The organism is Streptomyces varsoviensis, from assembly GCF_000718635.1.
Taxonomy (GTDB): domain Bacteria; phylum Actinomycetota; class Actinomycetes; order Streptomycetales; family Streptomycetaceae; genus Streptomyces; species Streptomyces varsoviensis.
This window is the reverse complement of record NZ_JOBF01000001.1, coordinates 91,414-114,977: the sequence shown is the minus strand read 5'-3', so window position 1 is coordinate 114,977 and position 23,564 is coordinate 91,414. Positions and strand designations below refer to the sequence as shown.

Genomic DNA, 23,564 nt, shown 5'->3' with positions numbered 1-23,564 from the left:
GCCAATGGCCCGCGCGAGGGCGGGCCCGGTGTGCCGTGTGGTCACCCCCGACCTGAACCCGGGCCTGAATCCGGCCCTGGGCCCGGCCCCCGGAGCTCGGCCCTCACGCCCCCGCCGCCGCTCAAGCGGCCCGGAGCTGCTGGATTCGGCCCGGAGTTCTGGGATTTCGGCCGCGAAATCGGCGATCGCCGCGGTCGTCCCGGCTTCCTTCATCGCCTCGGCAACCTTCACCAACTGGGTCGATATTCGGCGAGCCGCGCACCGCGCACAAGGCCGGTTCCGCTGAGCGGACCGTTTATCGAAGGAGGGGAATCATTCCGCCGTCACCTGTCAAGCGGCCTTTGCCTATTCATAGTTGAAAGTTTACTGACCTTGTTCCATTGTAGAGCACCGCCACGGAACTCACCTCGATCGTCGCAGGTGACATGGCCCGTACGGCGGGCGGCGCGGCGCGGGACACAATGACGGGGAAATCTCGTACCGCCCCGAAAATACCCCGAGGATGCCCTGAAAACTCCCCACCGGAACGCCGGAGAACACCCCCGTACAACGAACAGCCCACACAACAAACAGTCCGCACAGCGAAGAGCCCCGCCCCCGGTACGAGACCGGAAGCGGGGCTCAGTGTCGATCCGCGGCGCGGAAGTACGAGCGGCGAAAGCGTTACGAGCCGACGGGCGCCATCTTGTCGACGAGGTCGCGGTGGTCGTCCATCCACTTGCGGGCGGACGCCTTCTCGTTGCCCTTGCCGCCCTTTTGGATCTGGTCCTCCAGGGACGCGAGGTCCTTGTCGTCCATGTGGAAGTTCTTCAGCCAGCCGTTGAGCTCCGGGAAGTCCTTGCCGAAGGTCTTCTTGCCCACGACGTGGATCTTCTCGCCCTTGCCCCAGGCGCCCTTCGGGTCCTTGAGCTTCTTCAGGTCGTACTTGTTGTACGCCCAGTGCGGCGACCACAGCGAGACGACGACCGGCTTCTTCTGCGCGATCGAGCGGTCCAGGTCGGCGAGCATCGTGGCCGTCGAGGACGAGACGAGCTTGTAGTCGTCGTCGAGCCCGTAGGCCGGCATGACCTTGTCCTTGAGGATGCCCATCTCACCGGCGCTGGACTCGATGCCGGTGATCTTGCCGCCGAACTCGCCGGCCTTCTCCTTGAGGTCGTCGAGCGTGTTGACGTCCTTCATGTAGGACGGCACGGTCAGCTCCAGCGACGTCGGCCCGTACCAGGCGCCGATATCGGAGAGTCTGTCCCCGTACTTGTCCATGTACTGCTTGTGCGTGGTCGGCAGCCAGGAATCGAACTGGACGTCCATCTGGCCCTGCGCCAGCGCCGTGTAGAGCGGGCCGGGGTCGAGCTGCTTGACCTTCGGCTTGTAGCCGCGGTCCTCCAGAAGGTTCTCCCAGAGGTACGTGGTGGCGATGGCCTCGTCCCACGGGAAGTAGCCCATGTTGACGACCTTGCCGGCCTCCTTGCCCTTGGCCGTCGCGCCCTTGTCCTTGGGCAGCGGCGCGAGGGTGTCCGCGACCTTCGGGTTCTTCTTGAGCCAGGTGCGGACGCCGTCCTGCTCCTTGCCCTTGCCGGCCGACTGGATGGTGTTCTCCAGGCTGGAGAGCTGCTTCTCGTCCATGTGGAAGTTCTTCAGCCAGCCCGCGACCGTCGGGTCCTTGGACTCGAAGCCCTTCGCGGCGACGGTGTGCAGCTCGTCGCCCTTGCCCCAGGCGCCCTTGGTGTCCTTGAGCTTCTTCAGGTCGTACTTGCTGTACGCCCAGTGCGGGGACCACAGCGGGACGAGGATCGGCTTCTTCGCCGCGATCTGGCGGTCCAGGTCGGCGAGCATCGTCGCGGTCGACGAGGAGACGATCTTGTACTCGCCGTCCAGCCCGTACGCCGGGAGGACCTTGTCCTTGAGCAGGCCCATCTCGCCGGCGCTGGACTCGATGCCGGTGATCTTGCCGCCGAACTCGCCGGCCTTGCCCTTGAGGTCATCAAGCGTGTTGATGTCCTTCATGTAGGCGGGGACGGTCAGCTCCAGCGTCGTCGGCCCGTACCACGCGCCGAGGTCCGTCATCTGGGAGCCGTACTTGGCCCAGTACGCCTTGTGCGTCGTCGGCAGCCAGGCGTCCGTCTGGAAGTCGATGTCGCCCTTGGCGATGCCGGAGTACAGCGGGCCGGGGTCGAGCTGCTTCACGTTCGGCTTGTAGCCGCGCTGCTCCAGCAGCTCCTTCCACAGGAACGTGGTGGCGATGCCCTCGTCCCAGGGGATGTAGCCCATGTTGATCTGCTTGCCGTGGCCCACGTTCGTGGAGGCCGAGGCGCTCGGCTTGTCGTCGTTCTGGGCGAGGTTCATGCCGCCCGCGATGAGCGCGAGGACCACGACGCCGACGGTCGCGACCGCCGTGCCGGGCCGGTAGTGCCAGAGCTTCGCGCCGCGCATGGCGGCGGCGGCCTTGGCCAGGGCGCGCCGGCCGAGCGGGGAGACCCGCTGGTTGAGCGCGCCGGTCATGCGGTCCAGGTACATGGCGAGGATGACGACGGCCAGGCCGCTCTCCACACCGCCGCCGATGTTGACCTGGGTGACCGCGGCGTAGACCTGCTCGCCGAGGCCGCCCGCGCCGGCCATGCCGGCGATGACGACCATGGACAGCGCCAGCATGATGACCTGGTTGATGCCGGCCATGATGGTGGGCAGGGCGAGCGGCAGTTGGACCCGTATGAGCGTGTCGCGGGGCGTCGTGCCGAACGCCTCGGCGGCCTCCACCAGCTCGCCGTCGACCTGCCGGATGCCGAGCTCGGTCATCCGGACGCCGGGCGGCATCGAGAAGATGATGGTCGCGATCAGACCCGGCATCGGGCCGATCGAGAAGAACATCACGCCGGGGATCAGGTAGACGAAGGCGGGCATCGTCTGCATGAGGTCCAGTACGGGCCGCAGCACACCGCTGACGGTGCGGTTGCGGGCCGACCAGATGCCCAGCGGCACCGCGATCACGATCGTGATGACGGACGCGACGAGCACCAGCGAGAGGGTCGACATGGCGTCGTCCCAGAGCTGGAGCGAGTCGATCAGCGCGAAGCCGACGAAGGCGAGAACCGCGGGGACCAGGCCGCGCAGCCAGAACGCGATGACCGCGAAGATCCCGGCCATCAGCAGCGGCTCGGGCGCGCCCAGCACCTTGTCGACGCCGTCGTACATCCCCGTCAGCACCTTGCTGACGAAGTCGAACAGCCATTCCATGTGGGTCTGGAGCCATTTGACGGCGTCCTCGACCCAGTTGCCGAAGTTGAGCCTAGGCACCGGCGATCACCTTCGCCTTGGCCTCGCCGGTCGGCGGTTCGTCGGCGGGCGGGGCGGTGTGCGGCTGCTCGCCGAGGACCGACAGCAGCCGCTCGCGGGTCACGACGCCGGCCAGCGCGCCGTCGGCGCCGGTGACGGCGACCGCGTCGTCGCTGCTGGAGAAGGGCGTGAACAGCTCGGCTATCGGGGTCTCGGTGGTGACCGTGGCGGGCGCGGCGTCCAGGACGTCCTGGTCGGTACGGACCGTGCTGCCGTTCCCGGCGCGGGCGCCCTTGGCGGTGCTCGGCTCGGCCATGATCGAACCGGCGGTGAGCACCCGGGACCGGTCGACGTCCTGGATGAAGGACGCGACGTAGTCGTTGGCCGGGCGCACCAGGATGTCCTCGGCGGTGCCGTTCTGCACGATCCGGCCGTCGCGCATGACGGCTATTCGGTCGCCCAGGCGCATGGCCTCGTTGAGGTCGTGCGTGATGAAGATGATCGTCTTCTTGAGCCGGGCCTGGAGCTCCAGGAGCTGGTCCTGCATGTCGCGGCGGATCAGCGGGTCGAGCGCGCTGAACGACTCGTCCATCAGGAGCAGGTCGGCGTCGGTGGCGAGCGCGCGGGCCAGGCCCACGCGCTGCTGCATGCCGCCGGACAGCTCGTCGGGCCAGGACTTCTCCCAGCCCTTGAGGCCCGCCAGCTCCAGCGCCTCGATGGCACGGCGGTCGCGCTCCTCGCGCGGGACGCCCTGCACCTCCAGGCCGTAGGCCGCGTTCTCCATCACACTGCGGTGCGGGAAGAGCGCGAAGTGCTGGAAGACCATGCTGATCTTCTGCGAGCGCACCTTGCGCAGCTCGCGCGGGGTCAGTTCGGTCAGGTCCTGCCCGTCGAAAAGGACGCGTCCGCTGGTCGGCTCCGAAAGCCCGTTCAGCATGCGCAGCAACGTGGACTTGCCGGACCCGGACAGACCCATGACAACGAAGATGTGGCCGGCCTCGACGGAGAACGAGGCATCGATCACGGCCGCGGTGGTGCCGTCGGAGCGCAGCTCTTCGCGGCTGGTGCCGCCTTCGAGCCGTTTCACGGCGGCTTCGGGTCGTCTGCCGAACACTTTGTACAAGTGCTCGGCTTGCAGCCTGGACACATACACCTCTCGAATTGAACTCAAAACGACCCGCCTCCCCCGTGGGCGGGTCGTGGAGCGGTGCGGATTCGGCCGCGCGTCCGATCAGCAGTAGTAGTTGAAACCGCTACCGGGTCCGCTCCGATTGCGCGCCTGCCCCCACTCGGAGGGAGCAAACCGAACCGTGACCCAGTTCACATTCCCTTCACATTCGCTGGATACGGCATCATCGACGGGTGACGCGACGCCTGATGCTCCTCGACACCGCCTCCCTCTACTTCCGCGCCTACTTCGGCGTACCGGAATCGGTCAAGGCGCCCGACGGCACCCCGGTCAACGCGGTGCGCGGCCTCCTCGACTTCATCGCCCGCCTCGTCCAGGATCACCGCCCGGACGCCCTGGTCGCCTGCATGGACTTCGACTGGCGGCCGCAGTGGCGGGTGGACCTGATTCCCTCCTACAAGGCGCACCGGGTCGCCGAGGAGGTCCCGGGCGGCCCCGACGCCGAGGAGACCCCCGACACGCTGGCCCCGCAGGTGCCGGTGATCGAGGACGTGCTGGACGCGGTGGGCATCGCCCGCGTCGGCGCCGAGGGGTACGAGGCCGACGACGTGATCGGCACGCTGACCGCCCGGGCCCGGGGGCCGGTCGCGATCGTCACCGGCGACCGGGACCTCTACCAGCTCGTGGACGACCGGCGCGGCGTCCGCGTCCTCTACCCGGTCAAGGGCGTGGGCACGCTGCAGGTCGTGGACGAGGCGCTGCTGCGGGAGAAGTACGGGGTCGACGGCCCCGGCTACGCCGACCTCGCGCTGCTGCGCGGCGACCCGAGCGACGGCCTTCCGGGGGTGCCCGGCATCGGCGAGAAGACCGCCGCCAAGCTGCTCGCGGCCCATGGCGACCTCGCCGGGATCATGGCCGCGGTCGACGACCCGGCCGCCAAGCTCACGCCGACGCAGCGCAAGCGGCTGGACGAGGCCCGGCCCTATCTCGCGGTCGCGCCGCGGGTGGTGCGGGTCGCCTCGGACGTGGCGCTGCCGGAGTTCGACGCCGCGCTGCCGCGCGAGCCGCGCGACCCCGAGGCGCTGGAGGCGCTGATCGCCCGCTGGGGGCTGGGCGGATCCGCCCAGCGACTGCTCTCCTCTCTGCACGGCTGAACTGTTAAGTTAGGTACAACTAACTATTGGCGTGTCAGGGGAGTCGACGTGGCAGCAGAACGCCCGGTCCGCAAGAAGCCGCAGCAGAACCACGCGGAGGTCGTCCGCACCGAGCGCCTCACCCCGCACATGGTGCGGGTGGTGCTCGGCGGCGAAGGGCTGGCGGGGTTCACCGCCGGCGAGTTCACCGACCACTACATCAAGATCGTGTTCCCGCTCGAAGGCATCGAGTACCCCCAGCCCTTCGACATGGCCCAGATCCGCGCCGACCTCCCGCGCGACCAGTGGCCGACCGTACGGACGTACACCGTGCGCGCCTGGGACCCGACGGCCCGCGAACTGACCGTCGACTTCGTCGTCCACGGCGACGAGGGCGTCGCGGGCCCCTGGGCCGTACGCGCCCGCCCCGGCGAGAAGGTCTACTTCATGGGCCCGGGCGGCGCCTACGCCCCCGCCGAGGACGCCGACTGGCACCTCCTCGCCGGTGACGAGAGCGCCCTGCCCGCCATCGCCGCGGCCCTGGAGCGCATGCCCGCGGGCGCGCCCGTACGGGCCTTCATCGAGGTCGCGGACGCCGCGGAGCAGCAGGACCTGAAGCTCCCCGCCAACGCCGAGGTCGTCTGGCTGCACCGCGGCGCCTCCGCCGTCGGCGAGCAGCTCGTCGACGCCGTCCGCCGGATGGACTACCCCGCCGGCGACGTCCACGCCTTCGTCCACGGCGAGGCCGGCTTCGTGAAGGAGCTGCGCCGCTACCTCCGCGTCGAACGCGAGGTCCCCCGCGAGCGCCTCTCCATCTCCGGCTACTGGCGCCGCGGCCACGACGAGGACGGCTGGCAGGCCTCCAAGCGCGAATGGAACCAGCAGGTCGAAGCCGAACAGGAAACCGCCCCGGCGTCCTGAACGACGGCGCACACACACGACGGCGGCGGGCCCCGGAGGGGGACCCGCCGCCGTCGTCATGGGGCAGGCGCCGCTACCCCACCGAGCTGTACGCCACCACGCCCCGGAGCAGGCCGTCGACGGCGCGGCGGGCGTTGCGGGCAACGGTGGAGCCGGGGGGCGCGGCGGCGGCCACCTGGCCGAGGACGTCGATGAGCTGCTTGCACCAGCGCACGAAGTCCCCGGCCGGCATCTCGATCTCGCGCAGCACCTCGTCGAGGCCGTGCCCGGAGGCCCAGCGGTAGGCGGCCCAGGCGAAGCCCAGGTCGGGCTCGCGCTGCCCCACCCCCTCGGCCTGGTTGATCTTGTGCTCCTCCTCCAGGGCGTCGAGCCGGCCCCAGATGCGGACCATCTCCCCCAGGGCGCGCTTCGCGTCGCCCGTGGGGAGCTTCGGCGGCATCGCGTCATCGGCGGCGCGCGCCTCGTACACGAGCGCCGAGGCGCAGGCCGCCAGCTCGGCGGGGCGCAGCCCCTCCCACACGCCGTCGCGCAGGCACTCCGAGGCCAGCAGGTCCAGCTCGCCGTAGAGCCGGGAGAGCCGGCGGCCGTCCTCGGTGACCTCGTCGCCCCGCAGATAACCGAGATCGGTCAGCAGCGCGCAGATCCGGTCGAAGGTGCGCGCGATGGTGTTCGTACGGCCCTCGATGCGCCGTTCGAGCTGACGGGTGTCGCGCCGGAGCCGGTCGTACCGCTCCGCCCACCGCGCGTGGTCCTCGCGCTCGTCGCAGCCGTGGCACGGGTGGGCCCGGATCGCGGCGCGCAGCCGCAGGATCTCGGTGTCATCGGCGGCGGGCGCCCGCTTCTTGCGGTGCCGCCCCGGCTCGATGTGTCCGGCCTTGGTGCGCAGCGCGGAGGCGAGGTCCCGCCGGGACTGGGGGCTGCGCGGGTTGAAGGACTTGGGGATGCGCATCCGCTCCAGCGCCTCCACCGGCACCGGGAAGTCGATCGCGGCCAGCCGCTTGACCTGCCGCTCCGCGGTGAGGACCAGCGGCCGCGGCCCGTCGTGATGCTCGAAGCCGCGGTGCCGGTCCGTACGGCCGGCGGCCAGGCCCGGGTCGAGGACCAGCGCGAGGCCCGCGTACTTGCCCGTCGGCACATGGATCACGTCGCCCGGCTTGAGCTTCTCCAGCGCCGCCGCCGCGGCGACCCGGCGCTGGTTCGCCCCCTGCTTGGCCAGCTCCGTCTCGCGGTCCTTCAGCTCGCGCCGCAGCCGCATATACGCGTCGAAGTCGCCCAGGTGGCAGGTCATGGAGGCCCGGTAGCCCGCCATGCCCTCCTCGTTCTTCTGCACCTGCCGGGAGATCCCGACGACCGACTTGTCGGCCTGGAACTGCGCGAACGACGTCTCCAGCAGCTCCCGCGAGCGGTGCCGCCCGAACTGCGAGACCAGGTTGACCGCCATGTTGTAGGACGGCTTGAAGGACGAGCGCAGCGGGTACGTGCGCGTGCCCGCCAGCCCCGCGAGGCCGCCGGGGTCCATGGCGCGCTGCCACAGCACGACCGCGTGCCCCTCGACGTCGATGCCACGCCGCCCGGCGCGCCCGGTGAGCTGCGTGTACTCGCCGGGCGTGATGTCGGCGTGCTGCTCGCCGTTCCACTTGACGAGCTTCTCCAGCACCACGGAGCGGGCGGGCATGTTGATGCCGAGCGCCAGGGTCTCGGTCGCGAAGACGGCCTTGACCAGCCCCTTGACGAACAGCTCCTCGACGACCTCCTTGAACGTCGGCAGCATCCCCGCGTGGTGCGCGGCGATGCCCCGCTCCAGCGCCTCCAGCCACTCGAAGTAGCCCAGGACGTGCAGGTCCTCGTCCGGGATGGCGGCCGTGCGCTCCTCCACGATGGAGCGGACCCGGGCGCGCGCCGCGTCGTCGTTGAGCCGCAGCCCCGCGTACAGGCACTGCTGGACGGCGGCCTCGCAGCCGGCGCGGCTGAAGATGAAGGTGATGGCGGGCAGCAGCCCGTCCGCGTCGAGGCGCTCGATGACCTCGGCCCTGCTGGGCGTCCAGATGCGGCTGCGCTGGCGGCGCTCGCGCTCGCGGTCGGCCTCCCGCAGGTTCTTGCCGCGGCGGCGGTCCCGGCCGCCGAAGGGGCGGCTGTTCTCCATTCTGGCCAGCCGTACGAGGTCGGGGTTGACCTCCCGTCTGCCGCCGGTGCCGCTCCCCGAGGCGTCGCGCTCCTCGAAGAGGTCGTACATCCGGCGGCCCGCCAGGACGTGCTGCCACAGCGGCACGGGCCGGTGCTCGGAGACGATGACCTCGGTGTCACCGCGCACCGTGTCCAGCCAGTCCCCGAACTCCTCCGCGTTGGAGACCGTCGCCGACAGGGAGACCAAGGTCACCGACTCCGGGAGGTGGATGATGACCTCCTCCCACACCGCGCCGCGGAACCGGTCGGAGAGGTAGTGCACCTCGTCCATGACCACATAGCCGAGCCCGACCAGCGACTGGGAGCCCGCGTAGAGCATGTTGCGCAGCACCTCGGTGGTCATGACGACCACCGGTGCCTCCGCATTGACGCTGTTGTCGCCGGTCAGCAGGCCGACTTTGTCCGCGCCGTAGCGCTTGACGAGGTCGCTGTACTTCTGGTTGGAGAGCGCCTTGATGGGCGTGGTGTAGAAGCATTTACGGCCCTGGGTCAGGGCCAGGTGGACGGCGAACTCGCCCACGATGGTCTTGCCGGAGCCCGTGGGGGCCGCGACCAGCACGCCCTTGCCGGCCTCAAGGGCCTCACAGGCCTCGATCTGGAAGGGGTCCAGCTCGAAGTCGTACATCTCGCGGAAGGGCGCGAGTGCGGTGGCCAGGTCGGCGGCGCGCAGCCGGGCAGCGGCGTAACGCTCGGCTGGGGACATGTCGTCGGTCATCTTGAGTACGAGCCTACCGGCCGCCTCCGACAGTCACGCGATCTTTATCGCGCTCCCGTTCGCCCACCGGAACCCGCGGCCCCGCATACCACGCGACGGACCGCGGGCCACAAGCCGACGGGCCGCGGGCCGCGCCGCGCGGGCGCCGGGCCCGCGGCCCTCAGCGGCCGTCGGCCCGGCCGGGGCCGGGGCCCCGCCGGATCGGATCACGGTCAGGTGGCGTCGTCGTAGCCGTTCCGCCGCGTCGGCTCGACGCCCGTACCGCTGTCGGCGCCACCGCCCGACTGGCCGGGGAGCGCCGTGCCGGCCCTGCTGGCCCGTACCGGCTCGATCTCGCCGACGTCCTGCGGCGTGAGGTCGAGGTGGGACGCCTCGTCGGGATCGAGATCGGCGTCGGGGTTGGCGGCCCGCTTCCGCTTGTCGTTGAACAGCGCGATGAACACGGCGATGAAGTAGAGCATGACGATCGGGATCGCCAGCATCAGCATCGAGAAGGGGTCCACGCTGGGGGTGGCGACGGCCGCGAAGACCGTGACGCCCATGATCATGCCGCGCCACCAGCCGAGCATCCGGCGGCCGGTGAGAATGCCGCCGAAGTTGAGCATCACCAGCAGCAGCGGCAGCTCGAAGGAGAGACCGAAGACGACCACCAGGCGGGTGATGAAGTCGATCAGCTCGTCGAGGGGCAGCAGGTTGTCCACGTCCGACGGCGTGAACTCGATGAGGACCGTGGACGCCGCAGGCATGATCTTGTACGCGAAGAAGCCGCCGGCCGCGAAGAGCGGGGCGCCCGCGGCGACGAAGCTCAGGGCGTACTTCTTCTCGGTGCGGTGCAGCCCCGGCGCGAGGAACGCCCAGAGCTGGTACAGCCAGATCGGACTCGCCACCACGAGGCCGGACATCAGCGACACCTTGATCATCAGCGAGAACGGCCCCATGAGGCCGGACATCGTGATGTTTCCGCAGGTCTGCCGCTTGTCCTTGGTGGACAGCTCCGCGAACGAGACCTTGCAGCCGATCGCGTCCTCGATCGGCTGCTTGAAGAGCTCGACGATGTCCTTGTAATAGAAGGCAGCGACCACCGCGACGACCACGATCGCGAGCACGGCCTTGCCGAGACGGTTGCGCAGCTCACGCAAGTGCTCCGTGAGCGGCATCCGCCCCTCGGGGTCCTTCTGCTTCTTGCGGGCAGACTTGAGCAACCCACGTCCCTATCTCGTGCGTCCGGCGGCAGTACTCGGACGGCCGCCTCGAAGTCGGCCCTCGGTCAGCGCTGCGTCGTGCTGTCGGTCGGCTCGGCCACCGGGCGGGAGCCGGTCACGTCGCCGGGAGCGGCCTTGATCGTACGGGGCGCCTGCGCCGCGTCGTGCGGCGGGTCGGCCGGGGCGGCCGACTTGTCCTGGCCCTCGGACTTCATGGCCTTGGCCTCGCTCTTGAGAATCCGCGCGGACTTGCCGAGCGAACGCGCCATGTCCGGAAGCTTCTTCGCGCCGAACAGCAAGATCACGACGACGAGAATGAGGATGATCTCGGGTGCACCGAGCCTGCCAAACATAAGCGTTACCTTTTCACCGAGGCGGCATGGAATGGGTCTGTGGGGCCAGTCGGACAGGCGTCCGGCTCCGCCGTGCTGGCAGCGATCGTAACGCGCAGGGGTGAACACGGGGCAATCCCTGTGCATACTCCCGATTCCGACCTCCGCCGCGGAATCAGGGCCGCCGATGTTTCAGCGTACCGCCCGGACCAGGCGAGCAGCAGGGCGCGACGCTCACTTCGCGCGGAGGGTCTCGGCCGCCTGCGAGGCGAGCGGCGCCGCCGCGCGTTCGAGATCCTCGGCGGCCCGGGAGATCCGCCGCGACGCCGTGTCCACCTCTCGGGCCAGCCGCCGCACCTCGGTGAAGACGCGCATCGCGAGGACGCCGAGCACGGCGATCCCGCAGAAGCCGAGAACGATGGCGATCATGGGCCAGAGCATGGGAGGAGCCTAACGGGCAGGGACGGAGCGGACACGCACGCGGGCGCTCACGCGGTGGAGTGCAGCCGCAGCGTGGAGACGCCGCCGCCGGTGAGCAGCTCGATGATCCGCTCACCGGCCGGCTTGCGGACCGCGGAGCCGCAGTCGGGGCAGGTGAAGGAGTAGAAGGTGGTGCGGCGGGTGGCACCGATCGCCAGGCGCAGCGCCCCGGCGCCCAGCTCGAAGCAGCCCCGGCAGTCGGGGCAGGCGGCCTTGAAGAGCACCGCCGCCGTCGTCATCGCCGTCATCACGACCCCTTCCTCGGCTTCCCCGGCTTTCCGGGCCTTCTCGGCTTTCCCGGCTTTCCCGGCTTTCCCGGCTTTCCCGACTCCGCTGACTTCTCCGGCTTTCTCACCGTTCGTCTTCTCACGCCGCTCGTGCTCTCACGCCGCTCGCGTCACACGCCTCTCACGTCACTCGCCGTACGCCGCGAGGGCCTCACGTGCCGCGGCCCGCGCGCTGTCGGCCAGCCCCCGCGGCGAGACGATCCGCCCGTCCCGGCCGAGCCGCAGCGCCAGCCGGCGCAGCGAGGCGGGGTCGGGGGTGCGCAGCGTGATCCGCAGACCGCCGTCGGGCAGCTCCTCCGCGCTGTCGTGCGGGTAGTACTCGGCGACCCAGCGGCCGCCCGGCCCGACCTCGGCGACCACCTCGGGGTCCTCCGCGGCCGGCTGCACCAGCCCTTCGGACAGGTCGCGCAGCTCGACGGGGGGCGGGTCGCTGGGCTCGTCGAGGAGTTTGATCTCGGCGACCCGGTCGAGGCGGAAGGTGCGCCGCGCCTCGGAGAGCCGGCACCACGCCTCCACGTACGTATGGCCGACGGCGAACAGCCGGATCGGGTCGACCTCGCGCTCGGTCAGCTCGTCGCGGGCGGGCGAGTAGTAGCGCAGCCACAGCCGGCGGCGCTCGGCTATGGCCCGGTCGACGTCCGCGAAGACGCCGCCCTCGGACTCGAAGGTGACCGAGAGCCGGGAGCTGGCCCCCGCCGCCTCGCCGGCCGCCGCCTCCAGCTTGGCCGTGGCGCGCAGCAGCGCCTGCCGGTCGCCCTCGCGCAGCCCCGGCAGGGTGGCGACGGCGCGGGCGGCGACCAGCAGCGCCGTGGCCTCGTCGGCGGCGAGACGCAGCGGCTCGGCGACATCGTCGGGGTTGTGCCACCAGATGCGGTCGCCGTCGGTGTCGATGTCCAGGAGGTCCCCGCCGCGGAAGCTGGTGCCGCACATGGGCAGCACGTCGAGGTCGGAGATCAGCTCGTCCTCGGAGATGCCGAAGGCGCGGGCGACGTCCGTGACGCGCGCGCCGGGGCGCTCGCGCAGGTAGGTCACCAGCGAGAGCATCCGGCGGGTCTGGTCGATGGCGTTGGCCATGTCGCTGTGTGTACCTCTCAGCCCTTGGCGACCGCGCGCAGCCGGTCGATGACATCGGCCCGCAGCTCGGCGGGTTCCAGCACGATCACGTCGGGGCCGAACTCCACGAGCCAGGCATCCAGCCCATGTCCGTACGGAACCTCCAGCTCGTCCCAGCCGTCTGACAGGGCGTGGGTGGTGAGGGCCTTGGCACGCAGCGGGTATCCGTGGCCGGCGCGCAGCTTGATGCGGGCGGTCGCGGTGGCGTTCTCGCCGGCCCAGCTCTCCACCGTCTCGCGGACGGTCACGTGGTCGGGCACGGGGGCGGTGAAGGCGGCGGCACGGGAGCGGACCTTACCCGTGATGCGCGAGAGCCGGAAGACCCGCTCGGCGCCCCGGTCGCGGTCCCAGCCGGCCAGATACCAGTGGCCGCGGCAGAACTCCAGCGTCCACGGCTCGACATGGCGCTGCTCGGGACGGGCCGCGTTCGATTTGCGGTAGTCGAAGACGACGGGGCGGCGGTCCCGGGCGGCCAGCATCAGCGGCTCGAACGCGGCCTCGTGCGCGGCGATCCGCGGTTCGAGCGCCCCCGGGCTCTCGTACGAGTCGGTGTCGGCGAGCGGCATCCCGGCGGCGCGCAGCTTCTGGAGCGCGCCGCTGGCCGCGCCCGCGAGCCGGGCCTGCTGCCAGACCTTCGCGGCGAGACCGAGCGCCGCGGCCTCCTCGGCGTCGAGGGTGATGGGCGGCAGGCGGTTGCTGTCCCGGCGGGCGAGATAGCCGGTGTCCCCGTCGAGCATGTCGACGGTCTCGATGATCAGGCCGAGTTCGCGCAGGTCTTCCTTGTCCCGCTCGAACATCCGGTTGAAGGACTCGTCGCCGGACATGACGGCGCCGGACCGCGGGGCCGCGCCCGCCCCCGCTCCCCCGCCGTTCCCCGGGCCGAACGCCTCCAGGTACGCCTCGATGGAACTCCGCAGCTCCCGCTTGCTGAGCGGGCGGCGTGTCCCCAGCAGGCACAGCGCCAGATTCATCAGCCGCTCGGCCTTGGCAATCGCCATCGACGCCCTCTCTCTTGTGCTCCCGACCGCTGACCGTACCGCTCGCGGCACGTGCCGCAAAAGCCGAGGGCCCACGCCGGTCGGCATGGGCCCTCGGTCCGTTGTGACCAGTCTCAGACAGCGACCAGGTCGCAGACGAAGATCAGCGTCTCGCCCGGCGCGATCCGGCCACCGCCGGCGCCGCGGTCGCCGTACGCGAGGTGCGCGGGGATCGTCAGCCGGCGGCGACCGCCGACCTTCATGCCCTGCACGCCCTGGTCCCAGCCGGGGATGACCTGGCCGGCGCCGAGCTGGAACTGGAGCGGCGTGCCGCGGTTCCAGCTCGCGTCGAACTCCTCACCGGTGGAGAACGAAACGCCGACGTAGTGCACGGAGACGTTGTCCCCGGCCTTGGCGACGGCGCCGTCGCCCTCCCACAGGTCCACGACCTCCAGCTCGGTGGGGGCCGGCCCGTCCGGGAAGTCGATCTCGGGCTTGTCGATGTTCACGAATTTTCTCCTACGGAAGACACGTTCGGTCAGCCCGCCAAGTCTGGCAGATCATGGCGCGAAAGCGCTGATCAGACCCCTCCACGGCGAACAGCCCCGCCGCGCCTCGCCGACGCGGCCCCGGCCCGTCGGCCCTCGCCGACGATCAGGCCTTGCCGAGGATGTCGACGACGAAGACGAGCGTGGCGCCCTTGGGGATGCCGCTGCCCTCCCCCGGCTTGTCGCCGTAGGCCAGCTTCGCCGGTACGACCAGTTCGACCCGGTCCCCCACATGCTTGCCGACCAGGCCCTTGTCCCAGCCCGGCACGACCTGCCCCACACCGATCTGGAAGGCCGTCGCACCGGCGTGGTCCCAGGACGAGTCGAACTTCTTGCCGCCGTCCCACAGGACCCCGGTGTACTGGGCGATGAGCCCGTCACCGGCCTTGATCTCCTCGCCCTTGCCCTTGATCAGCACCTGCTCCTTGAGCTCCGAGGGTGCCTTCTCGCCCTTGGGCATGGTGATGGTCGCGGCCTTCTGCGGCTCGGCCTTCACCTCCGGCATCCCCTCGTCCGGCTTCGCCTGGTCGCCCTTGGCCTCGCTCTTGGGGTCGACCTTCTGCGTGCCCGCGATGTCGAGGACCCAGACCAGGCCGTCGTCGGGCTTGAGGACGTCCTTGTTGAGCCCCTCGCCGAGGAGCGCCTTCGCCGTGCCCTCCACCTCGACACGGCTGCCGGCCTGCTGCCCGACGAGCGCGTCGAAGATCTTCGGCGGCAGCGGCGCCGGCTGCTGCATCTGCGCCGCCTGCTGCGCCCCCTCCTGGTTCATCGGCAGGAGGATCTGGGGGCGCGGACCCTTGCCGCCGCCCTGCTGCTGAAGGTCCCAGCTACTGCCCAGGTTCTTGTCGTCCTTCATGGTCTGGCCGGCGAAGTCGAACCGCGTATAGGAGTCCTTCTCGACCTTCGGACCATTGCCCTTGCTGATGGTCTTCACGACGAGCTTGCCGGACGCCTTGGCGTCCTTGGGCGCGGAGATCTCGGGCTTCTCCCCGAACTTCCCCGACACCTTGGCCACGGCCTTGCCGTCCGACGAGCCGCCGTCTTCCGAGCCACACGCCGAGGCGGTGAGCAGCAGTGCGGGGACGGCCAGCGCCACGGCGAGGCGGCGCCGTGTGTTCTTCGTGTGCTTCATCAGTCCAACTCGGGCTAGAGGGGGCGGCGGGGGAACGCCCGCCACTCTACGGCCTGCGCACCGCCTATCAACCCAGCCGGACACGGCTGTGCGCCGGCGTCCGCGACACCGGCGCACAGCGGGCACACAGCCCCTGCACAGATACGGGATCACATCCCCGCGATCAGCTTCTCCACCCGGTCGTCCACCGACCGGAACGGGTCCTTGCACAGCACCGTCCGCTGCGCCTGGTCGTTCAGCTTGAGATGCACCCAGTCCACGGTGAAGTCCCGGCGCTGCTCCTGCGCCCGCCGGATGAAGTCACCGCGCAGCCGCGCCCGAGTGGTCTGCGGCGGCACCGACTTCCCCTCGAAGATCTTCAAGTCGTCGCACACCCGCGCCGCCTGACCCCGCCGCTCCATCAGGTAATACAGCCCCCGACGACGGTGGATGTCGTGGTACGCGAGATCTATCTGAGCCACCCGCGGATGCGACATCGTGATGTTGTTCTTGGCCCGGTACCGCTCGATGAGCTGATACTTCATGACCCAGTCGATCTCCGTGGAGATCCGGTCCAGGTCCTCCTCCTGGATCGCGTCGAGGGTACGGCCCCACAGCTCCAGCACCCGCTCGACCGTGCCCGTACGAATCCCGCGGCGCTCGCAGAAATCGACGGCCTTCTCGTAATACTCGCGCTGCACGTCCAGCGCGGACGCCTCGCGCCCGCTGGCGAGCCGCACCTTGCGCTGTCCCGTTATGTCGTGGCTGACCTCGCGGATCGCCCGGATCGGATTCTCCAGCGTCAGATCCCGCATCACCGTGCCCGCCTCGATCATGCGCAGCACGAGATCCGTGGCACCGACCTTCAGCAGCATCGTCGTCTCGGACATGTTGGAGTCCCCGACGATCACATGCAGCCGGCGGTAGCGCTCGGCGTCCGCGTGCGGCTCATCACGCGTGTTGATGATCGGACGCGAGCGCGTGGTGGCCGAACTGACGCCCTCCCAGATGTGCTCGGCCCGCTGGCTGACGCAGTACACCGCGCCGCGCGGCGTCTGGAGCACCTTGCCCGCACCGCACAGCAACTGCCGGGTGACGAGGAACGGAATGAGGATGTCCGCGAGCCGCGAGAACTCCCCGTGCCGGGCGACCAGGTAGTTCTCATGGCAGCCGTAGGAGTTGCCCGCCGAATCGGTGTTGTTCTTGAAGAGATAGACGTCGCCCGCGATCCCCTCCTCGTGCAGGCGGCGCTCGGCGTCGACGAGGAGCCCTTCGAGAATGCGCTCGCCCGCCTTGTCGTGGGTGACGAGCTCCGTCACGTTGTCGCACTCGGGAGTCGCGTATTCCGGGTGCGAACCCACATCGAGGTAGAGACGGGCGCCGTTCCGCAGGAAGACGTTGCTGCTGCGGCCCCAGGAAACAACTCGGCGGAAGAGGTAGCGCGCCACTTCGTCAGGTGACAGTCGGCGCTGTCCCCTGAACGTGCACGTGACGCCGTACTCGTTCTCCAGCCCGAAAATGCGGCGGTCCATGACTGAACATTACGCCTGATGGCCTGCTCTGAAACCGGGTTCGACAACCGCGTTTCGATCATTTTCCGCCCCCCGTCCGCCCACCACCGGACCCTCGGCGACCGCCAGGAAGCCCCGCGTCACCAGCAGCACGGCCAGCGCCGCGCACCCCCCGAAACCCGCGACCGCGAAACCCGCCGCCGTCCCCCCGTACTCCACCGCGGGCCCCACCACCGCGCCCCCGATCGCCGCCCCCACCCCGAAGCTGGTCACCAGCCAGGAGAACGCCTCCGTCACCGTCCCCCGCGGCGCGTGCCGGTCCACCACGACGAACGCGCACGCCAGCGCCGGCGCCAGGAAGACCCCCGCCAACGCCGCCAACGCGGTCATCGCGACGACCCCCGGCACCAGCATCAGCGGCAGATACCCGGCGGCCAGCGCCGTCACCAGCAGCCGCAGCCGCCGCTCCGGAACGCCCGGCCACTGCCGCGCCCCGTACACCACACCCCCGACCAGAGCCCCCACGCCCAGCCCCGACAGCAGATAGCTCGACACCAGGCCCCCGCCATGCCCCTCCGCGTACGACACCGCCGCCACCGCGATCGAACCGAGCGCCAGGCCCACGAAGAAGAACGAACCGAGCAGCACGAGCAGACCCGGCGAGCGCAGCGCCCCCAGCCAGTGCGCCTCACGCGGCGCGCTGCGCCAGCGCCGCGACGGCGGGGAGACGACCACGGACAGCGCGCCCGCGATCCCGAGCGCGTTGACGGCCAGCAGGGCGGCCGTCGGCGACCAGGCCGCCACCAGAAGCGTCACCAGCAGCGGACCGACCGCGAACATCACCTCCTGCGCCACCGCGTCGAGCGCGTACGCGGCGTGGATACGGTCCTCGCGCCCCAGCACGCTCGGCCACAGCGCCCGCAGCCCCCCTTCCAGCGGCGGCGTGAAGAACCCCGCCAGCAGCATCGCGGCGAACACCACCGGCAGCGGACTCAGCCCGCAGACCGTGAAGAGCGCCACCGACAGCGCGGACAGCACCGACGCCGGCAGCATCACCCTCGGCTGCCCGTAGAGATCCACGGCCCGGCCGAGCAGCGGCTGACCGACCGCGTTCCCCACCCCGTAGACCGCCGTCAGCGCCCCCGCCAGCCCGTATCCACCGCCCTCCGCACGCGCGAAGAGCACGATCGCCAGCGTGGCGGTGGCATTGGGCAGCCGCCCCAGCAGCGTCCCGCACAACAACCGCGCCGCGTGCCGCGTCCGCAACAGATCCCCATAGCCCGCCGCCATCGCCCGCCCCTTCACGACCCCTGACCACGCCCGAGGTGTTACGTATAACGTTCGGGGTCACACCTATCACGGCCAACAACCCCCGGTCCACCCCCGATAAGCTCACCACCGCACCGAACGGGGAACGAAGGAGCGGCGACGTGACAGCCGAGGGCGGCACACCACACGGACACGGCGACCCGACAACCGAACCCACCACCCCGGCCCACCGGCCCACCGCCGACCGCACCACCAGCCGCGACGTGGCCCGCGCCGCCGGCGTCTCCCAGGCCACCGTCTCCCTCGTCCTCGGCGACAAATGGCGCGGCCGCGTCTCCGAACGCACCGCCGACTCCGTACGCGCCTTGGCCCGCGAACTCGGCTACCGCCCCAACCTCGCCGCCCGCAACCTCCGCCTCGGCCGCACCAGAACCGCCCTCCTCGTCGTCCCCGCCCTCACCAACGAGTTCTTCGCCCGCGTCCACGCCGGAGCCGCCCACGCCGCCGCCGAACACAGCGTCGGCGTCGTCCTCTACCCCTCCCCCGACGGCATCGGCCCCGCCCGCGACCCCTTCGACTCCGCACGCGCCGCCGTCGACGGAATCATCGCCTCCTCCATGGCCGCGAACGCCCTCGCCACCCTCCGCGGCGGCGGACTCCCCCTCGTCATGCTCGACAGCGACCCCCTGCGCTCCGACGCCGCCGCCACCGTCAACCTCGACATCGCCGACGGCATGCGCCGCACCGCGGAACACCTGCTCGCCCTCGGCCACCGCCGCTTCGCCCACATAGCCGCCGGCATCGACTCATGGACCTTCCACGTACGAGCCGAAGCACTCGCCACCGCGGTCCACCAGGCCCCCGACGCCACCCTGCGCACCGAACCCACCGCCCTCGGCGTCACCGAAGGCCGCGCCGCCGCCGAACGCGCCCTCAGCGGACCAGGCCCCCGCCCCACCGCCCTGGTCTGCGACGACGACCTCATCGCCGCGGGCGCCTGCAAAGCCGCCCGACGTCTCGGACTGCGCGTCCCCGACGACCTCTCGATCACCGGCTTCGACGACCTCTCACTCGCCACCGCCCTCGAACCGGAACTGACGACCGTACGGCTGCCGGCCGCCGCCGTCGGCGAAGCCGGCATACGGGCCCTCATCGCCGTACTCGACGGCCGCGCCCCCGAACCCACCGAGCTCCCCGGCGAACTGGTCGTACGCGACTCCACGGCCCCGCCCCCCGCGGACAGGTGAAGGCCGCCCCCGAAACGCGGCGCGCCCGCGGCGGACAACAGCCCGCCACGGGCGCGAAGAACCACGAACGAAGGGCCGCCGGCTACTCCCCGGCGTCCGAGCCCGACCCGGAATCCGAGCCCGAATCCGAGCTCGCCGACCCCGGCTCCGAAGAGTCCTCGGCCGCCACCGCGCCCGCGTCGCCATCCGCCAGCAGCCGCGTGAGCTGACTCCCCAGCAACCGCTTGAACTTCCGCTGCTGCGGCCGCGTACGATCCAAGATCGCCACTTCCAACTGCTCGGCGGTCAGCGTGCGCTCCCCGCCGTTGTTGTCCCGGGACAACGACTCGACGGCGAGCTTCAGCGCCTCGCCGAGCGTCATACCGTCCACATGCCGCTGATCGAGATAGCTGCTGATCTGATCGGCATTGCCACCGACCGCCACCGAACCATGCTCGTCCACGATCGAACCATCATGCGGCAGCCGGTAGATCTGATCATCCTCGGGGCCCTCCCCGGCCTCCGCGACAATCAGCTCCACCTCATACGGCTTCTCCGCCGCACTGGAGAAAATCGTGCCCAGCGCCTGGGCATAGACATTGGCCAGCCCGCGAGCCGTCACATCATGCCGGTCGTAGGTATAACCACGCAGATCCGCGTAGCGCACACCCGCGATCCGCAGATTCTCGAATTCGTTGTACTTGCCGACCGCGGCGAAAGCGATCCGGTCATAGATCTCGCTGACCTTGTGCAGCGCACGGGACGGGTTCTCGGCGACGAAGACGATGCCGTCGGTGTACTGAAGCACGACGACGCTTCGGCCGCGCGCGATGCCCTTGCGGGCGTACTCGGCGCGGTCGGCCATGGCCTGCTGGGGTGAGACATAGAACGGCGTCGACACCGGCTATCCGTCCCTTTCTGTCAGTGGCTGGGGTACCGCCCAGCGGCGGCTGGGGAACATTCCGGCAGGTCCGCGGGGCTAGAGCAACTCGGCCCGCGGGCCGTCCGGCTCCTGGAGCCGCCGCTCGTGGATCGCGCGGACGGCCTCCGACGCCTCCTCCTCCGTCAGCCTCCGGAACCCCTCATCGGAGATCACGGTGAGCACGGGATAGATACGGCGCGCCAGATCCGGCCCACCGGTCGCCGAGTCGTCGTCGGCGGCGTCGTACAGCGCCTGGGTCACGAGCGTAATGGCCTGACTCTCCGTCAGGTTCTCGCGGTAGAGCTTCTTCAGCGCCCCGCGCGCGAACACCGAACCGGAACCGATGGCCGCGAACCCGAACTCCTCCGAGCGCCCGCCGGTGACGTCATAGGAGAAGATCCGACCCTTCCCCCGCCCCACGTCCCACCCCGCGAAGAGCGGCACCACGGCGAGCCCCTGCAGGGCCATCCCGAGATTGCTGCGGATCATGGTCGACAGGCGGTTGGCCTTGCCCTCCAGCGAGAGCGTGGCCCCCTCCACCTTCTCGAAATGCTCCAGCTCAAGCTGGAACAGCTTCACCATCTCCACGGCCAGCCCGGCCGTACCGGCGATACCGACGGCCGAGTACTCATCGGCCGGGAACACCTTCTGCACATCCCGCTGCGCGATGATATTGCCCATCGTCGCCCGCCGGTCCCCGGCGAGCACCACGCCGCCCTCGAACGTCACCCCGACAATGGTCGTCCCATGCGGCAGCTCCACCGCCCCCTGCACCGACGGCACCTCCCGATTCCCTGGCAGCAGCTCCGGAGAGTGCTCGGTCAGAAAGTCCAGGAACGAGGACGAGCCGGGCGTCAGGAAGGCAGCCGGTAGACGCCCTGAGCTACGAGTGTTGGCTTCCACGCGTTTCCTTCCAGGTATGCGATGGCCCGACGCAAGGTGCCGGGATCGTCTCCCAACTTGCCGATGGCCGAATTGCAGTTGAAGCACAGTACGCCACGGACCCTACCCGTCTGATGGCAGTGATCCACATGCACTGCTGGAGCCGCGAGACAGATCACGCAGATACTTGTTGGCCGCGAAGGCTGCCCGCGGCCGGTGCTCCTTGCACCGCGAGCAGCGCTTCTCCCCCTGCTCTTCAGACACTCCCCGGCTCCCCCTCAAGCCTTGGATTCAAAGGTGAAATCACTCTCCACCCTTCTGAACGAACGAGCGCACGAAGTCCTCGGCATTCTCCTCAAGGACGTCGTCGATTTCGTCCAGGACGGAGTCCACGTCGTCGCTGAGCTTCTCCTGGCGCTCCTTGAGGTCTTCCGCGGCCTGCGCGTCCTGCGCCTGCTCCTCGACCTCCTCGGTGGAGCGCGTCGCCTTCTGCTGTCCGCCGCCGGTGTCCTTGGTCGCCATCTACCTCACCCCGCTCGGTTCGATGCACTTGATCAGACCCTACAAGCAGGGTCCGACATTGGCCCTTTTACTTCCCCAACGTCCGGGAACCGCCTCTATGATTCCCACGCGCCGGGCCTTTCAGCCCCGGTTCGTCCCCTGGTTCAGCCCCCGGACAGTACGCGCACCAGGTCCTCCGCCGTGCGGCAGCGGTCCAGGAGCTCCTTGACGTGGTTGCGGGTGCCGCGCAGCGGTTCCAGGGTGGGGACGCGCTGGAGGGAGTCGCGGCCGGGGAGGTCGAAGATGACCGAGTCCCAGGAGGCCGCGGCCACGTCGTCGGCGTACTGCTCCAGGCAGCGGCCGCGGAAGTACGCGCGGGTGTCCTCGGGCGGCTTCGTACGGGCCTTCTCGACGTCGCCCTCGTCCAGGAGCCGCTTCATCCGGCCGCGGGCCGCGAGGCGGTTGTAGAGGCCCTTGTCGGGGCGTACGTCCGCGTACTGGAGGTCCACGAGCTGGAGCCGGGCGGCGTCCCAGTCGAGGCCGTCGCGGCGGCGGTAGCCCTCCAGGAGTTCGCGCTTGGCGACCCAGTCCAGCTCGCCGGCGAGGCTCATGGGGTCGTGCTCCAGCCGGTTCAGCACGTCCTCCCAGCGGGTGAGGACGTCGCGGGTCTGCTCGTCGGCGTCGACGCCGTAGCGGTCCTCCACGTACTTGCGGGCCAGCTCGAAGTACTCCATTTGGAGCTGTACGGCGGTGAGCGTACGGCCGTTGCGCAGCGTGATCAGGTGTTGCAGAGAGGTGTCGTGGGAGACCTGGTGGAGGGTGCGTACGGGCTGGTCGACGGCGAGGTCGGCGGCGATGAAGCCGTCTTCGATCATCGAGAGGACCAGTGCGGTGGTGCCGAGTTTGAGGTAGGTGGAGATCTCGGAGAGGTTGGCGTCGCCGATGATGACGTGGAGGCGGCGGTAGCGCTCGGCGTCGGCGTGGGGTTCGTCGCGGGTGTTGATGATGGGCCGTTTGAGGGTGGTTTCCAGGCCGACCTCGACTTCGAAGTAGTCGGCGCGCTGGCTGAGCTGGAAGCCCTGTTCGTGGCCGTCCTGGCCGATGCCGACGCGGCCGGCGCCGGTGACGACCTGGCGCGAGACGAAGAACGGGGTGAGGTGGCGCACGATGTCGGAGAACGGGGTGTCCCGTTTCATGAGGTAGTTCTCGTGGGTGCCGTAGGAGGCGCCTTTGTTGTCGGTGTTGTTCTTGTAGAGGTGGATGGGCTGGGCGCCGGGGAGGCCGGCGGCGCGTTCGGCGGCTTCGGCCATGATGCGTTCGCCGGCCTTGTCCCAGAGGACGGCGTCGCGGGGGTTGGTGACCTCGGGGGAGCTGTATTCGGGGTGGGCGTGGTCGACGTAGAGTCGTGCGCCGTTGGTGAGGATGACGTTGGCCAGGCCGATGTCCTCGTCGGTGAGCTGGCTGGAGTCGGCGGATTCGCGAGCGAGGTCGAAGCCGCGGGCGTCGCGCAGCGGGTTCTCCTCCTCGAAGTCCCAGCGGGCTCGTCGCGCCCGGTGCATCGCCGCCGCGTAGGCGTTGACGACCTGGGACGAGGTGAGCATGGCATTGGCGTTCGGGTGGCCGGGGACGGAGATCCCGTACTCCGTCTCGATGCCCATTACTCGCCGTACGGTCATGCGGCCCTCCTTGCCCGGCGGCGCCCCCGGATGGGGTAGGCGCTCAAGTACCGCTGCGCTTCCGGTCCGTGTGCGGTCCCGATCCCCCACTGCGCTTCGCGGCGGTACCGAAGAGCCTAGAACGGCTTTGCGGCGGTGGGGAGATCATTACAGTCTTTGCTCGGGTCGGGCCCTT

General features: G+C 70.0%; 20 protein-coding genes and 1 pseudogene. 3 read left to right on the top strand and 18 right to left on the bottom strand.

The genetic code is table 11. From position 1 onward, the window contains the following. Nucleotides 1-663: 663 nt before the first annotated feature. Together IF55_RS00485 and IF55_RS00480 are read right to left on the bottom strand one after the other, a co-directional pair. The gene (locus tag IF55_RS00485) at nucleotides 664-3,291 is read right to left on the bottom strand and encodes an ABC transporter permease/substrate binding protein (protein ID WP_030879248.1); all 2,628 of its coding nucleotides are present in this window, start codon (nucleotides 3,289-3,291) and stop codon (nucleotides 664-666) included. Further along, nucleotides 3,284-4,417, bottom strand: coding sequence for a quaternary amine ABC transporter ATP-binding protein (locus IF55_RS00480; RefSeq protein ID WP_078643452.1), 1,134 nt, complete (start codon nucleotides 4,415-4,417; stop codon nucleotides 3,284-3,286). The genes IF55_RS00485 and IF55_RS00480 overlap by 8 nt, the downstream gene beginning before the upstream one ends. Before the next feature lie 230 nt (nucleotides 4,418-4,647). On the opposite strand from IF55_RS00480, the gene IF55_RS00475 reads away from it, so the two are divergent. Together IF55_RS00475 and IF55_RS00470 are read left to right on the top strand one after the other, a co-directional pair. Next, nucleotides 4,648-5,553 carry a 5'-3' exonuclease gene (locus IF55_RS00475; RefSeq protein WP_030879242.1) on the top strand — a complete coding sequence of 302 codons (906 nt, stop codon included), beginning with the start codon at nucleotides 4,648-4,650 and terminating at the stop codon, nucleotides 5,551-5,553. A gap of 48 nt (nucleotides 5,554-5,601) precedes the next feature. After that, nucleotides 5,602-6,453, top strand: coding sequence for a siderophore-interacting protein (locus tag IF55_RS00470; protein WP_030879240.1), 852 nt, complete (start codon nucleotides 5,602-5,604; stop codon nucleotides 6,451-6,453). Nucleotides 6,454-6,526: 73 nt separating this feature from the next. On the opposite strand, the gene IF55_RS00465 is transcribed toward IF55_RS00470, so the two are convergent. From IF55_RS00465 to IF55_RS00415, 11 genes are all read right to left on the bottom strand, one after another. Beyond that, nucleotides 6,527-9,352 carry a DEAD/DEAH box helicase gene (locus IF55_RS00465; RefSeq protein WP_030879238.1) on the bottom strand — a complete coding sequence of 942 codons (2,826 nt, stop codon included), beginning with the start codon at nucleotides 9,350-9,352 and terminating at the stop codon, nucleotides 6,527-6,529. 212 nt (nucleotides 9,353-9,564) lie between these two features. Continuing rightward, entirely contained in the window at nucleotides 9,565-10,554 is a 990-nt protein-coding gene (gene tatC, locus IF55_RS00460; protein WP_030879234.1) for a twin-arginine translocase subunit TatC, read from the bottom strand. A 65-nt stretch (nucleotides 10,555-10,619) separates the two neighbouring features. Next, on the bottom strand, nucleotides 10,620-10,907 hold the full coding sequence (tatA, locus tag IF55_RS00455) for a Sec-independent protein translocase subunit TatA (RefSeq protein ID WP_030879231.1): 288 nt from the start codon (nucleotides 10,905-10,907) through the stop codon (nucleotides 10,620-10,622). Nucleotides 10,908-11,120: 213 nt separating this feature from the next. Next, nucleotides 11,121-11,327 carry a hypothetical protein gene (locus IF55_RS00450; protein ID WP_030879227.1) on the bottom strand — a complete coding sequence of 69 codons (207 nt, stop codon included), beginning with the start codon at nucleotides 11,325-11,327 and terminating at the stop codon, nucleotides 11,121-11,123. Between the two features lie 47 nt (nucleotides 11,328-11,374). Further along, nucleotides 11,375-11,614, bottom strand: coding sequence for a hypothetical protein (locus IF55_RS00445; protein WP_030879224.1), 240 nt, complete (start codon nucleotides 11,612-11,614; stop codon nucleotides 11,375-11,377). A gap of 165 nt (nucleotides 11,615-11,779) precedes the next feature. Next, nucleotides 11,780-12,727, bottom strand: a complete 948-nt coding sequence (locus IF55_RS00440) for a helix-turn-helix transcriptional regulator (protein ID WP_030879222.1) — start codon at nucleotides 12,725-12,727, stop codon at nucleotides 11,780-11,782. A gap of 17 nt (nucleotides 12,728-12,744) precedes the next feature. Then, complete coding sequence (locus tag IF55_RS00435) at nucleotides 12,745-13,764, bottom strand: helix-turn-helix transcriptional regulator (protein WP_030879219.1); 1,020 nt, start codon at nucleotides 13,762-13,764, stop codon at nucleotides 12,745-12,747. A 113-nt stretch (nucleotides 13,765-13,877) separates the two neighbouring features. Further along, nucleotides 13,878-14,252 carry an FKBP-type peptidyl-prolyl cis-trans isomerase gene (locus IF55_RS00430; RefSeq protein WP_030879214.1) on the bottom strand — a complete coding sequence of 125 codons (375 nt, stop codon included), beginning with the start codon at nucleotides 14,250-14,252 and terminating at the stop codon, nucleotides 13,878-13,880. A 145-nt stretch (nucleotides 14,253-14,397) separates the two neighbouring features. After that, a complete protein-coding gene (locus tag IF55_RS00425; protein WP_030879210.1) occupies nucleotides 14,398-15,423 on the bottom strand; it encodes an FKBP-type peptidyl-prolyl cis-trans isomerase in 1,026 nt (341 codons plus the stop codon). Nucleotides 15,424-15,572: 149 nt separating this feature from the next. Further along, entirely contained in the window at nucleotides 15,573-16,934 is a 1,362-nt protein-coding gene (pafA, locus tag IF55_RS00420) for a Pup--protein ligase (RefSeq protein WP_030879208.1), read from the bottom strand. A gap of 9 nt (nucleotides 16,935-16,943) precedes the next feature. Then, on the bottom strand, nucleotides 16,944-18,203 hold the full coding sequence (locus IF55_RS00415) for an MFS transporter (RefSeq protein ID WP_030879202.1): 1,260 nt from the start codon (nucleotides 18,201-18,203) through the stop codon (nucleotides 16,944-16,946). 242 nt (nucleotides 18,204-18,445) lie between these two features. Between IF55_RS00415 and IF55_RS00410 the strand changes: the two genes are divergently transcribed. Further along, entirely contained in the window at nucleotides 18,446-19,429 is a 984-nt protein-coding gene (locus IF55_RS00410; RefSeq protein ID WP_037963796.1) for a LacI family DNA-binding transcriptional regulator, read from the top strand. Nucleotides 19,430-19,511: 82 nt separating this feature from the next. Here IF55_RS00410 and prcA read toward each other — a convergent pair whose 3' ends face one another. From prcA to dop, 5 genes and pseudogenes are all read right to left on the bottom strand, one after another. Further along, the gene (gene prcA, locus IF55_RS00405) at nucleotides 19,512-20,309 is read right to left on the bottom strand and encodes a proteasome subunit alpha (RefSeq protein WP_030879198.1); all 798 of its coding nucleotides are present in this window, start codon (nucleotides 20,307-20,309) and stop codon (nucleotides 19,512-19,514) included. Nucleotides 20,310-20,387: 78 nt separating this feature from the next. Then, on the bottom strand, nucleotides 20,388-21,233 hold the full coding sequence (gene prcB / locus IF55_RS00400; RefSeq protein ID WP_030879183.1) for a proteasome subunit beta: 846 nt from the start codon (nucleotides 21,231-21,233) through the stop codon (nucleotides 20,388-20,390). Next, nucleotides 21,185-21,397, bottom strand: a pseudogene (locus IF55_RS36600) (endonuclease VII domain-containing protein); the annotation flags it as partial. The pseudogene IF55_RS36600 and the gene prcB, both read right to left, overlap by 49 nt. 118 nt (nucleotides 21,398-21,515) lie before the next feature. Continuing rightward, entirely contained in the window at nucleotides 21,516-21,734 is a 219-nt protein-coding gene (locus IF55_RS00395) for a ubiquitin-like protein Pup (protein ID WP_030879180.1), read from the bottom strand. A gap of 143 nt (nucleotides 21,735-21,877) precedes the next feature. After that, nucleotides 21,878-23,389 carry a depupylase/deamidase Dop gene (dop, locus tag IF55_RS00390; protein WP_078643305.1) on the bottom strand — a complete coding sequence of 504 codons (1,512 nt, stop codon included), beginning with the start codon at nucleotides 23,387-23,389 and terminating at the stop codon, nucleotides 21,878-21,880. Nucleotides 23,390-23,564 lie beyond the last annotated feature (175 nt).